The sequence below is a fragment of the Streptomyces hygroscopicus genome, from assembly GCF_026168105.1.
Classification (GTDB): Bacteria; Actinomycetota; Actinomycetes; order Streptomycetales; family Streptomycetaceae; genus Streptomyces; species Streptomyces hygroscopicus_D.
Map to the genome: position 1 here is coordinate 17,270 of NZ_LBMW01000024.1, position 12,680 is coordinate 29,949.

Genomic DNA, 12,680 nt, shown 5'->3' on the forward strand with positions numbered 1-12,680 from the left:
GTGGTGCCTGGTGGTGCGCGAGGGGCGCGGTCAGCCCACGAACTCGACGTCGGAGGTCAGCCAGCGGCCCTGCTCGCGCACGAGGTCGAGCTGGAGCCGGTAATTGCGCGCCTGGCCCTCGGGCACGGCGGTGTTGGTCACCTTGCTGTCGGCGACGACCAGGACCCGGGCCGAACGCGCGTCGGACCGTACGATGCCCGCTTCGAGGACCTGTCCCTCGGACACCGACCTGTTCCGTGCGACGAGCTTCGTCAGCTCCGCGGTCTGCGCGGCGAACTCCTTCTTGAAGTCGCCGGTGGCGCCCTTCAGCACGTTCCCGCTGTCCCGCCCGTAGTGCCGGTAGTCGAGCGAGGTGAAGTTCAGTGCCGACTGCCGGGCCGCCGCCAGGATGTCCTGCCGACGCTGTTCGTCCGCGCGTTGCCCGGACAGCCGGACGCCCAGCCAGACCGACAGCGCGGTCGTCAGGACCGTCGCGGCGACCAGCACCGCGGCCAGCGCCCGGCGGCGCCCCTCGTTCATGCCATCGGGCCGACGAGCAACCATTGCCACGACTCCTTTCCGAACACGGTCTGCTGGCCGCCCGTCGAGCCGATCTCGACGGGCGTTCCGTCCGGGCCGGTGGCGGTGCCGGTCTCCGGGTCGTACGGGGTGACGTACGCGGCCTGTCCGTCACGGCCCGAACCGGACGACGCCCCGGGTGCGTTCTGCGCGCCGCGCACCGAGGTGGCGCTGCCGCGCGGTGCGGTGCAGTGTGCGTCGGTGTTCGCCGGACGCGTGCTCGTGTCGGAGGGATCGCGCCGCCGGGTGCCGTAGCCCTGGGTGCACGGCGGTGGGTCGTTCGCGTTCACCACGAGGCCGAAGTGGGTGGTGCCGTCGCCCGGGATGACGGTGTAGCTGCCCGCGACCACCACCGGGAAGGTGACCAGGGCCTGTTGCACGCCGGGCAGCCGGGCCAGGGTGATCTGGCCGCCGCTGATGAGGTTGGCCAGCAGCACCGGCACTTGGGGCCGGGTGGACCTCAGCAGGGAGTCGACCTCCTCGGCGGCCGGCACTGCGTTGCCGATCAACCGGCGCACATCCCCGTCGCTCGACTTCAACTGCGCGGAGAGCGCCGCCAGATCACGGGAGAACGACTTGATGGCCGAGCCCTTGTCGGTCTGCGTCTTGAGCACCTTCCGCGAGTCCTCGATCAGCGACACCGTCTGCGGGAGCGAGCCGGACGCCGACTCCACGAGGTTGTTGCCGGAGTCCACCAGGCGGCTCAGACCCGGTCCGGTGCCGGCGAAAGCCTTGCCCAACTCGTCGACGGTGGTGTGCAGATCGTCCTTGCCGACGGAGTTGACCAGCCGGTCCAGACCGAGGACGAGGTCGGTGACCGGCAGGGGCAGCCGGGTGCTCCCGCGCGGGATCGGGCTGCCGTTCCGCAGATAGGGGCCGCCGGAGTGCCGGGGCTGCAGATCGACGTACTGCTCGCCCACCGCCGAGCGGTCGGCGACCACCGCCAGGGTGTCGGCCGGGATCCGCGGAGCACCGTCCTGGATCTTCAGCGGCACCGACACCCCGGAGCCGTTCAGCCGCAGATCGCCGACGCGGCCCACGGGCACCCCGCGATAGGTGACCTCGGCGCCGGGGAAGATGCCCCCGGACTCGGCGAAGTCGGCCGTCACCGTGTAGCCGCGGCCGAGGAGACCGTCCACCAGGCCCGTGTACTCGGCGCCGACGTACGACACCCCGACGGCGGTGACGGTGGCGAAGGCGAGCAACTGGGCCTTGACCGTACGTGTGATCACGGCTGTATCCCCTTCAGCATGAGCTCGGCGAGGGCGAGGTCGATACCCGGCGGGAGCCGGTTCGCGTCCGCCCGGGTGCCGAAGTCCGCGGTGCACACCGGTGGGCAGAGCGGATTACCGCCGCCGGCCGGAGCTGAGGGCACGGCCGACGGCTTCGGCACCTTCGGCAGGCCCGGGGCGCTGGGGAGCGCCGTGGGCAGCGGCACACTCGGCAGGCTGGGGAGCCCGGGAGCCGGTGTGGGCTTCTTGCCGGACCCTCCGCCGCTGCCGGGCTTGCCGGTGAGGTTGCCGTAGATGCCTGCCAGGTCCAGGTCAGCGGTGATCTTGAGGTTGACGTAGTCGCCCTTGACCGCGTCCGCCGCGTTGCGCGGGAACGGGTATGTGGTCAGCAGCTCCAGGGAGTTGGGCAGGTCGTCGCCCGCCCTGTTCAGCTGTTGCAGTATCGGCCGCAGCTGCTCCAGGTCGGCGACCGTGTCGTCCCGCGAGGCGTTGACGACCCTGGTGCCGGACTCGCCGAGTTTCGACAGGGCGGTGAGCATCTTCGTCAGGTCACGGCGCTGGTCGGCGAGGACCTTCAGGGCGGGCGGGATCGAGTCGACGGCCTGGGCGATCGTCGTCTTCTCCTTCCCCAGCCGCCTGGACAGCCGGTCGATGCCCTCGAGCGCGCGGACGATCTGCGCCCGCTGCTCGTCCAGACCGCCGAGGAACGTGTCGAGCTCCTTGAGCAGGGAGTCGACACGGTTCTCGCGGCCCTCCAGGGCCTTGTTCAGTTCCACCGTGATCGTCTTGAGCTGGGCCACGCCGCCGCCGTTCAGGAGCGCGGACAGGGCCGACAGCACCTCCTCGATCTCCGGGTTGCGGCCGCTGCGGGACAGTGGGATCACGTCCCCGTCGTGGAGCCGTCCCACGGGCGCGGAGCCCGGCGGCGCGGACAGGGCCACGTACTTCTCGCCGAGCATGCTGGTCTGCCGCAGATCGGCCACCGCGTTGGCGGGCAGCCTCACCGAGTCGGCCACGCGCAGCCGCACCCGCGCGTGCCAGCCGTCCAGCTCGACCTTCTCGACGGCGCCCACGGTGACGTCGTTGACCTTGACCGCCGACTGCGGCACCAGATCCAGTACGTCCCTGAACTCGACCGTGACGTGGTAGGCGCGGCCGTCCGCGGCGGCACCGCCGGGGAGCGGGACGTCGTACCAGCCGTTGAACGAACAGCCGGACAGCAGCAGCGAACCCGCCGCCGTCCAGGCGAGTGTCCGGCCCGTGTGCGGCCCGCTCATGCGCCCGCCCCCAGGATTCCGCCGAGCGTACGGTCCACCGTGCCCGACCCCGTCGGGGCCGCCGGCAGCTGGGGCAGCGAGTCGAACAGCCGCTGGAGCTGCGAGCAGTCCGGGTTCTTGCCGCCCGCGTCCCCGGTCGTCCGCAGCAGGGAGCAGAGCAGGGACGCGGGGTCCTGGGGGTTCTGCGGGTTGTTGCGGGTGTCGAGGGTGCCGGCGGCCGGGTTGTACGCGTTCTGCAGGTTCGACAGACCCGTGGGAGCGACCGTCAACAGCTCCTCCAATGCGGCCCGTTGGGTGACCAGGACCTCGGTGACCTTGCTGAGGCCCTGTACGTCCGAGGTCAGTGCCTTCTTGTTGTGCTTGACGAAGTCGGACACGTCGCCGAGCGCCGTGGCCAGGTACTTGAGCGCCGCCGCGAGGTCCCCGCGCTCCCCGGCGAGTTGCTGCGCCACCTCCGCCAGGCTGTCGTTGAAGGACCGGACGCTGGTGTCGTCGGCCGCCAGCGCGGCCGTGAACACCTGCAGGTTCCGCACGGTGCCGAACAGGTCGCCGCGGCTGCCGGACAGGGTGGTGACCGCCTGCGAGAGGTCCTCGACGGTCCGGTTGAGGTTCGCGCCCTGGCCCCGGAGGTTGTCGGCGCTCACCCCGAGCAGCCGCGACAGCGAGCCGTTCTTGTTCGCGCCCTTCGGGCCGAGCGCCTCGGCGGTGGTGTGCAGGCTGTCGAAGACGCGGTCCAGCTCGACCGGGACGGCGGTGCGCCTCTCGGGGATCACATCGCCGCCCCGCAGCACCGGGCCGCCCCGGTACACCGGCAGCAGCTGGACGTAACGGTCGCTGACCACCGAGGAGTTGATGATCGCGGCCTGAGCGTCCGCGGGTACCCTGCGCCCCTCGTCGTACTCCAGATCCACCCGCACCCGGCCGCCCTCCGGCGTGATCTTCTTGACCTCGCCGATGCGGACACCGAGCACGCGCACGTCGGAGCCGGGGTAGATGCCGACGGTGCGCGGGAAGTACGCCGTGACGCGCACGGGGCGGGAGTGCGGCCACAGTACGACCGCAAGCGCGGCGGTCACGGCGAGCGCCGTCAGCAGCGCCAGGGTGCGCCGCACGGGAAGACGTCCGGTCATCGAGAGCCTCCAGTCCTGGGCACCACCGGGGCGGCGACCATGTTCTGGATGTAGGAGTCGAACCAGCGGCCGTTGCCGAGGGTGTTGGTGAAGACCCGGATGTAGGGCGCGAGCAGCTTGACGCTCCGGTCCAGGCTCGCCTGGTTGCGTTCGAGCATCCTGACGAATGTGTCGAGGTTGGCGAGTGCGGGCCCGATCTCCTTGCGGTTGTCGTCCACCAGCCCCGACAGCTCGATGCCCAGCAGCGCGGAGCTCTTCAGCAGGGCGTGGATCGCCGCGCGCCGCCTGCTGATCTCCTGGAACAGCTGGTTGCCGTCCTTCACCAGTGCGGAGAAGTCCTTCGTGTGCGCCGCCAGCACCCCGGTGACCCCGTTCGCGTGCTCGAGGAGCCCACGCAGTGCCTCGTCGCGCGAGGCGATCGCCTGGGAGATCCTCGACAGTCCCTTGATGGACGCCCGTACCTCCGTGGGGGAGTCCTGGAAGGTGGTGGAGAGGGTGTCCATGGCCTTGGCGAGCCGCTGCGTGTCCACCCGCTCCGTCGTGGTCGTGAGGTCGCTGAACGCCTGCACCACGTCGTACGCCGAGACCGTCCGCCGCAGCGGAATCTCGCTGCCCGGCCGCAACCGGCCGGGCCCCTTGGGGAGCAGCGCGAGGTACTTCGCGCCGAGGATCGTTCCGACCCGGATCGCCGCGCCGGTGTCGGTGCCGAACTGCGGACCGCCCTTGACCTTGAAGGTCACCTTGACGTGGTCGCCGTCCAGGTCCACGCCCTTGATCTTGCCGACCTCGACCCCGGCGATACGCACCACGTCGCCCGGCTTGAGGCCGCCCGCCTCCGAGAAGGCCGCGCTGTACGTGTCCCCGTCGCCGATCAGCGGCAGGCTGTCGGCATTGAACGCGGCCATGGTCAGCAGGGCGAGGGTGATGAGCCCCACGGCGCCCACCACCACGGGATTGCGTTCACGGAACGGTGTCAGCCGTGGCCGGCGCAGCCGCACACGCGGCAGCTTCGGCGGCAGGACGTGCACCTTCACCAAGGGCGCGGGGCGGCGGGGGGCCCGGCGCGGAAGGATCCGCGGCCTCGGCAGCCGGGGCAGCCTCGGCGGCAGGACGTGCACCTTCACCAGAGGCTCGGGACGGCGCCGGGTCCGCCGCGGCACCGTGCGCGTCGTCCTCATCCGCCGCACCTCGCCTGTGCCACGTGGAGCTCCGGGGTGAGCACCTGCTTCGTCCTCGGCAGCACCACACGGCCGTCGAAGTCACAGAGGTAGAAGTTGAACCACGAGCCGTAGGACGCCGTCCCCGTCAGCTCGTTCAGCTTGTTCGGCAGCCGCTTCAGCACGCCCTCCACGGTCGTCTCGTTCCTGTTCAGCGTCCCGGTGAGACCGGTGAGTCCCGCGATGTCGTCCTTCAGCGGCGCACGCGCGTCCGTCAGCAGCCCCGAGGTGGCGTCGGTGAGGTCGCCGATGTTCACCAGGGACTGCCCGATGGGCACCCGGTCGGCGGACAGCCCGGAGATCACCCGCCGCAGCTGTGTGATCAGGTCGGAGAAGCGGGCACCGCGCTTGTCGAGCGTGTCCAGCACGGTGTTGAGGTTGTCGACCACGGAGCCGATCAGCTTGTCGCGATCGGCGAGGGTCGTGGTGAGCGACGCCGTGTGCGCCAGCAGGCTGTTCACGGTCCCGCCCTCGCCCTGCAGGGTCTTGATGATCTCGGTCGCGAGCTGGTTGACGTCGTCCGGGCTGAGCGCGGCGAACAGCGGCTTGAAGCCGTTCAGCAGCGCGTTGAGGTCGAGCGCCGGCTCGGTCCGCGACAGCGGGATCGTGCCGCCGGGCCGCAGCCGGGTGCCGTCACCCGCGCCCTCGGTCAGCGCGATGTACCGCTGTCCCACCAGGTTCCGGTAGCGGACGACCGCGCCGGTGCTGGTCAGCAGCGAACGGTCGGCGGCGACGTCGAAGGTGACCTCAGCCAGGGTCCGGTCCTTGATCCGGATGCCCTCGACCTGGCCGACCCGCACCCCGGCCACCCGGATGTCGTCGCCCTCCTGAAGGCCCGTCACATCGCTGAAAACCGCGTGATACGTGCGGGTGGGAGTCAGGGAGACGTTCACGATGGTGGCGGCCAGCAGGGCTGTCGCCGCGATCGTCACCACCGCGAACAGGCTGAACTTGACCAGTGGTGCCATGGTCTGCCGGGCTCGTGTCGTCCTCATGCGACGCTCACCGCCGTCCCGCGGGCCAGCGGCCCGAACAACAGGGTGGCGACGGGCGGCACCTGGTCGGCGGGCACGCCCATGACGGGGGCCACGAGCGAGCCGACGGCTCGCTGTTCGGCCGTGGTGGCGGACACGGTGACACCTCCGGGCAGTGCGCCGTCCGAACCAACGGCCGACGTACCGTCGTTGAGCTTGGGTTTCGGTCCCGGTACCGGCGGATGGGGCATGCCCCGGCAGCTCGGCCCGGACTGGTCGGCGTAGCGCGGCTCCTCACCGGGCCGGTACGCGCCCTGCGGTCGGACGACCTCGAGGGTGATCCGCATCTCGCCGCCCCGGAACGCATCCTCGGACGCCCGCTCCTGCCGGACCAGGCCGTTCAGAAGGCAGGGGTACTCGGGGGAGTAGCGGGCGAAGAGCTCCAGGGTGGGTCGGGAGACCTGACCGAGGGTGATCAGCCGGTCCCCGTTCTCGTCGAAAAAGTCCTGCGCGGTGCCCGCGACGGCCGTCGTCGTGCGGAGCGCGGCGGCGAGCCGGTCCTTCTTCTCGACGAGCGTGCGGCTGGTGGTGACGGTGTTGCGCAGGATCCGCATCAGGTCGGGCGCCGCGTCGCCGTAGACCTCGGCGACATCGGCGAACCGTGTGATGTCCTCCTTCAGGGACGGCAGATGCGGATTGAGGCGGCGCAGATAGTCCTCGACCCGGGTGAGGTTGTCGCCGATCCGGTCGCCGCGGCCCTCCAGCGCGGTGGCGAACGCCGAGAGCGTGGCGTTGAGTTCACCCGGCTCGACCGTGCGCAGCAGCGGCAGCAGGTCGTTCATCAGCTGCTGCAGCTCGATGCCCGCCTCGGTGCGGTCCTGGGTGATGACGTCACCGGCGCGGATGGGCCGGGCCGTGGAGCGGGCGGGTGCCACGAGGTCGACGTACTTCTCGCCGAACAGCGTCTTGGGCAGCAGCCGGGCGTGCACGTCCGAGGGGATGTGGGTGACGTACTCCGGCTTGATCGCGAGGTCGAGGGTCGCCTTGGTGCCGTCGGCGTGCACCGCGCGCACCTCGCCGACCAGCAGCCCGCGCAGCTTGACGTCGGCCCGGGGATCGAGCTGGTTGCCGAGGCTGTCCGCCTGCAGCGTGATCCGCACGACAGGGGTGAACGCCTGCTGGTAGACGGCCACCGCCAGCGACAGCAGCAGCGCGAGCACGGCGAGGAACGCGATGCCGTACAACCGCAGTCTCAGTACTTTCATCGGTTTCACCCCGCGATCCGTACGGTCGTGTTGGCGCCCCAGATCGCGAGGCTGAGGAAGAAGTCCAGGACATTGACGGCCACGATGGAGGTGCGCACCGCACGGCCCACCGCGACGCCGACCCCGGCCGGCCCGCCGCTCGCGTAGTAGCCGTAGTAGCAGTGCACCAGGATGATCAGGACCGCGAAGACGATCACCTTGCCGAAGGACCAGAGCACGTCGACCGGCGGCAGGTACTGGTGGAAGTAGTGGTCGTAGGTGCCCGTCGACTGCCCGTAGTAGCCGGTGGTGATCGTGCGGGCGGCCAGGTACGAGGACAGCAGCCCGACCACGTACAGCGGGATCACGGCGACGAATCCGGCGATCATCCGGGTCGTCACCAGGAACGGCAGCGAGGGGACGCCCATCACCTCCAGCGCGTCGGTCTCCTCACTGATCCGCATCGCGCCGAGCTGCGCCGTGAAACCGGCGCCGACGGTCGCGGACAGGGCGAGCCCGGCCACCAGCGGGGCGATCTCCCGGGTGTTGAAGTACGCCGACAGGAACGCCACGAAGTTGGAGGTGCCGAGCTGGTTCAGGGCCGCGTAGCCCTGGAGGCCGACCTCGGTGCCCGTGAAGAACGACAGGAAGGCGATCACACCGACCGTGCCGCCCACGACGGCGAGCGCACCCCGGCCGAAGCTCACCTCGGCGAGCAGCCGCAGGACCTCCTTCTTGTAGCGGCGCAGGGTACGGCCGGTCCACGCCAAGGAGCGTGCGTAGAAGGCGAGTTGGCTGCCCAGACCGTCGAGTGGGCGCAGCGGCCGGCCGAGGAGCCCCGCTATGCGCAGCCCGGGAGAGCGCGGTCCTGAAGGTGGCATCGGCTAACCCTTCTGCGGGACGACCTGGAAGTACACCGCGGTCATCACGAAGTTCGTCACGAACAGCAACATGAAGGTGATCACCACCGACTGGTTGACCGCGTCGCCGACCCCCTTGGGGCCGCCCTGCGCGGTCAGCCCCTTGTAGGAGGCGACGATCGCGGCGATCGCCCCGAACACGAGCGCCTTCAGTTCGGCCGCCCACAGGTCGGAGAGCTGGGCGAGGGTGGTGAACGACGCCAGATACGCGCCCGGCGTGCCGTTCTGGAGGATCACGTTGAAGAAATAGCCGCCCGCGACGCCGACGACCGACACCAGCCCGTTGAGCAGGACGGAGACCACCATCGAGGCGAGCACACGGGGTACGACGAGCCGGTGGATCGGGTCGATGCCGAGCACCTGCATCGCGTCGATCTCGTCCCGGATCTTGCGCGCACCCAGGTCCGCGCAGATCGCCGTGCCGCCCGCGCCCGCGATCAGCAGCGCGGTGACGATCGGCGAGGCCTCCCGCAGCACCGCGAGCACCGAGGCGGCACCGGAGAAGGACTGAGCCCCCAGCTGCCGCGTCAGACTGCCGATCTGCAGGGCGATGACCGCTCCGAACGGGATCGAGACGAGGGCCGTCGGCAGGATGGTGACGCTCGCGACGAACCACGCCTGCTGGATGAACTCACGCGCCTGGAAGGGCCGCCGGGGCAGGGCCCGCAGGACGTCCAGGGACATCGCGAACAGATGGCCCGACTGCCGCAGCGCGCCGACCGGGGACAGACTCATGCCCGGGTCACCTCCCTCCGGCGCAGTTCGGCCTCCCGTCGCGCGATCTCCTCCCAGCGGGGCGTCCGGGTGATGAGCGGTCCCGGCAGCAGGCGGGGAGTCAGCGCCTGGCTGCCGGGAGTCTCGGTGCGTCCGCCGTCACCGAGCTGTGCCAGCTCCTGCTCGACCTGGGCGGCGTCCTTCTCCTCCGCCATGCCGATCGGCCCCTGCATCCGGCCGTTCAGGAACTGGCGCACCACGGGCTCGTCGCTGGTCAGCAGCTGCTCACGGGGCCCGAACATCACCAGCTCGCGCCGGAACAGCAGCCCGATGTTGTCGGGCACCTGGCGGGCGGAGGCGATGTCGTGCGTCACGATCAGGAAGGTCGCGTCGATCTGCGCGTTGAGGTCGACGATCAACTGGTTGAGATAGGCCACGCGCACCGGGTCGAGGCCCGAGTCCGGCTCGTCGAAGAGGATGATCTCCGGGTCCAGCACCAGCGCCCGGGCGAGCCCGGCCCGCTTGCGCATACCGCCGGAGATCTCGCCGGGCAGTTTCTCCTCGGCGCCGATCAGCCCGACCATGTCCATCTTCTCCAGCACGATCCGCCGGATCTCGCTCTCGGACCTGCGGGTGTGCTCGCGCAGCGGGAAGGCGATGTTGTCGTACAGGTTCATCGAGCCGAACAGCGCGCCGTCCTGGAACAGCACCCCGAACAGCTTCCGCACCTCGTACAGCTCGTGCTCGCGCAGTCGGGTGATGTCCCGGCCCGCGATCTTCACCGACCCGCGGTCCGGCCGGAGCAGTCCGACGAGCGTCTTGAGGAACACCGACTTGCCCGTCCCCGAGGGGCCGAGCATGACCGAGACCTCTCCGGCGGGCAGCGTCAACGAGACGTCCTGCCAGATGACCTGGTGACCGAAGGACTTGGTCAGCCCTTCCACACAGATCTCGACACCCATCCGCTCCACCCTTCGCCCACGTGAGCAGCTCCGACGTCTGCTCTACGGGGAGGAGCGGGGCGTCCGTCGCGGCGGAGGCCGATTTTTTTTCCTGCAGGTTACGAATGGGGTGACACGCGTGCTACGGCAGCTGCACCGTGGGCGTGCCGGGGGTTCCCGACGTGGGGACGGCCCGCGGCACGGACGGTACGGCGGAGGGTGCCGGGGCCGCGGGAATCGACGGGACGGCGGACCTGACCGGCGCGGTCACGTTCGGCACATGCGGCACATGCGGCACGTTCGGCACATGCGGCACCGTGGGGACGTCGGGCGCCTTCGGGACATCGGGCGCCGACAGCGCCGGGAGCGGCGACACCTCCGGCAGGGAGGGCACGGACAGCGGCACGAGTGATTCCTGGCCGGTCGGCCGTGCCGCGTTCCGGCCCGCCGTCGGCGCCGCGGGCGCGGGTCCGTGCGGATGCGCGACGCTCGTCCCGCTGCCGCTGTCGGACCGCGGGGACTCCGCGTTCCGGGACACGGCCGGCCGGACGGCCGGACCGTTTCCGCCGCCCCCGCCGTGGAGCGCCTGCGGCAGCACCAGACCCGCGACCGCCAGTGTCGCCGCCGTGGAGGCGACCGCCATCGTCTGGGTCCTTCCGCCCGTACGCGGCCGGCCGCGCCCGAGCAGGAAGAGCGCGAGCCCGAGGGTCCCGGCCAGCGAGGCACGCAGCGTCCGCCGGGCCCGGGCCAGCAGCGATTCGACGGTCCGGTAGCTCAGCCCCATCCGCACCGCGACCTGGCTCACGTCCAGGTCCTCCGACTTAAGCCGCAGGGCCTCCGCCTGGCGGGCGGGGAGCTCCCCGCTGCGCACGGCAAGCCATCTGGCCTCGGCCCGGTCGCACACCACCTCCTCGACGGGCACCGGGCCCGGGGCGGAGAGGGTGGGGCTGGTGCGTACCTCGGCCTCCCGGTTGACCTGGCGGTACCGGTCCACGCACAACCGCATCGTCACGGTCGTCAGCCAGGCGCCGAGGCGCTCGTCGTCGAGGTCCGGGCGCTCCGCGGCGCGCAGCATCGCCTCGTGCACCGCGTCCTCGGCGTCCTCCGGACTCATCGACCTGCGCCTGGCCACCTTGAGCAACTGCTCGCGGTGGCTCCACATGCGCTGCCAACGATCGTGGTCCGCCTGTGTCTCCGCGGCCATGGCCGCCTCTGTCCCACCAGGCATGTTCGTCGCCATGAGGGCCCCTTCGCGCTCACCCGCCGGTCCCGTGCCGCCCGGCGGGTGGCGACATTACCGCCGAGTATCCGCGGTTGGGGAGGGGGAGGAGCCGATCGTGTTCTCACCGTTGCTGGTCAGCGGGCCCGGGACGGGCAGCGCACCGGCCCCGGGCAGCGTGACGGTCGGTGCGGGCGCGGGCGGCAGCGGCCCGTGGGACGCCTGCGTCCCACCGGCCGTACGGGACGCGGTGGGGGAAGGCGCCGGAGCCGACGGCGTGGGCGACGGAGCCGCGCTCGGGCGGCCGGACGGCTTGGTCGCCGGTTTCGAGGCGCCCGGCCGGGACGGCTCCGGCCGGGACGGGGAAGGGGCGGACAGGTCCGGCACCACCTGGTGCCCCTCGAGGAAGTAGGCGTACCAGGCCCTGACCGTGCGCAGATAGGACTCCGAGTGGTTGTAGCCGAGGATCGCCCGGTCGAGGCCGGCGGGGTCCGACAGGTCGGTGCCGGCCGCGCAGAGATAGCGCCCGGCTGCGAGCGCCGCGTCGAAGACGTTGTTCGGGTCGGCTCGTCCGTCGCCGTTGCCGTCGGCGCCCCAGCGGGCCCAGGTGGACGGGATGAACTGCATCGGGCCGACCGCGCGGTCGTAGACCGTGTCCCCGTCGTGGACCCCGCCGTCGGTGTCCCGGACGAGGGCGAAGGCACCGCCGTCCAGCCGGGGCCCGAGGATCGGTGTCAGGGTCGTACCGTCCGGGGCCACCCGGCCGCCCCACGCCTGCCCCGACTCCACCTGGCCGATCGCGGCCAGCAGTTGCCAGCGCAGCCCGCACCCGGGCGCGGTGCGCGCGAGCTCCGTGGCGGCGCGCCGGTACGCCGCGTAGACGGTGGCGGGCAGCGCGCCGCCCGCCACGTGCGGCGCCGTGTCCCACTTCGGCTTCCCGGCCCGCAGCGGCGGCTGATCCGTGCGGTACGGGGTGTCGCCGGAGACGGTCGGGCCGTGCTCGGCGGCTGCCGTGCCCTGCGCCGGCTCCGACGCCCGAGCCGGCGCCGCCCCCGGCGCCTGGGACGCCGTCAGCGCCGCCATGGCCGCCGCCGCGATCGCCGTGCCCTTCGCGCCTGTGAGTGCACCTTTCAACGCGCGCCCTGCCACTGTGCTGCCCCTCCCTGTACGGATTCCGTCCTCTGCTCTACGCGGACGGGCGGCGCGTCCGTCGCGGCGAGCGGGCGAGGTCCGTCGGGGAGGGGCAGGTTCGCA

Annotated in this window: 12 protein-coding genes; all 12 read right to left on the minus strand. The window is 71.4% G+C overall.

Features of this window, described 5'->3' with window-relative positions; genetic code table 11:
• Positions 1-30 precede the first annotated feature (30 nt).
• Entirely contained in the window at positions 31-543 is a 513-nt protein-coding gene (locus AAW14_RS22495) for a hypothetical protein (RefSeq protein ID WP_265565725.1), read from the minus strand.
• Positions 516-1,790, minus strand: coding sequence for an MCE family protein (locus tag AAW14_RS22500; protein WP_265565726.1), 1,275 nt, complete (start codon positions 1,788-1,790; stop codon positions 516-518). Before AAW14_RS22500 ends, AAW14_RS22495 begins: the two co-directional genes overlap by 28 nt.
• The gene (locus tag AAW14_RS22505; protein WP_265565727.1) at positions 1,787-3,067 is read right to left on the minus strand and encodes an MCE family protein; all 1,281 of its coding nucleotides are present in this window, start codon (positions 3,065-3,067) and stop codon (positions 1,787-1,789) included. The genes AAW14_RS22500 and AAW14_RS22505 overlap by 4 nt, the downstream gene beginning before the upstream one ends.
• Positions 3,064-4,197, minus strand: coding sequence for an MCE family protein (locus tag AAW14_RS22510; RefSeq protein ID WP_265565728.1), 1,134 nt, complete (start codon positions 4,195-4,197; stop codon positions 3,064-3,066). The genes AAW14_RS22505 and AAW14_RS22510 overlap by 4 nt, the downstream gene beginning before the upstream one ends.
• On the minus strand, positions 4,194-5,174 hold the full coding sequence (locus AAW14_RS22515; RefSeq protein WP_265565815.1) for an MCE family protein: 981 nt from the start codon (positions 5,172-5,174) through the stop codon (positions 4,194-4,196). The genes AAW14_RS22510 and AAW14_RS22515 overlap by 4 nt, the downstream gene beginning before the upstream one ends.
• Positions 5,175-5,371: 197 nt before the next feature.
• Positions 5,372-6,409, minus strand: a complete 1,038-nt coding sequence (locus AAW14_RS22520; protein WP_265565729.1) for an MCE family protein — start codon at positions 6,407-6,409, stop codon at positions 5,372-5,374.
• Entirely contained in the window at positions 6,406-7,653 is a 1,248-nt protein-coding gene (locus tag AAW14_RS22525; protein WP_265565730.1) for an MCE family protein, read from the minus strand. Before AAW14_RS22525 ends, AAW14_RS22520 begins: the two co-directional genes overlap by 4 nt.
• Before the next feature lie 5 nt (positions 7,654-7,658).
• A complete protein-coding gene (locus tag AAW14_RS22530; RefSeq protein WP_265565731.1) occupies positions 7,659-8,513 on the minus strand; it encodes an MlaE family ABC transporter permease in 855 nt (284 codons plus the stop codon).
• A gap of 3 nt (positions 8,514-8,516) precedes the next feature.
• Positions 8,517-9,287, minus strand: coding sequence for an MlaE family ABC transporter permease (locus AAW14_RS22535; RefSeq protein WP_265565732.1), 771 nt, complete (start codon positions 9,285-9,287; stop codon positions 8,517-8,519).
• Entirely contained in the window at positions 9,284-10,228 is a 945-nt protein-coding gene (locus tag AAW14_RS22540) for an ABC transporter ATP-binding protein (RefSeq protein WP_265565733.1), read from the minus strand. Before AAW14_RS22540 ends, AAW14_RS22535 begins: the two co-directional genes overlap by 4 nt.
• A 121-nt stretch (positions 10,229-10,349) precedes the next feature.
• Positions 10,350-11,447: a sigma-70 family RNA polymerase sigma factor gene (locus AAW14_RS22545; RefSeq protein WP_265565734.1), complete on the minus strand. Its 1,098-nt coding sequence runs from the start codon at positions 11,445-11,447 to the stop codon at positions 10,350-10,352.
• 54 nt (positions 11,448-11,501) lie between these two features.
• Entirely contained in the window at positions 11,502-12,509 is a 1,008-nt protein-coding gene (locus tag AAW14_RS22550) for a lytic transglycosylase domain-containing protein (RefSeq protein ID WP_265565816.1), read from the minus strand.
• Positions 12,510-12,680: the final 171 nt, after the last annotated feature.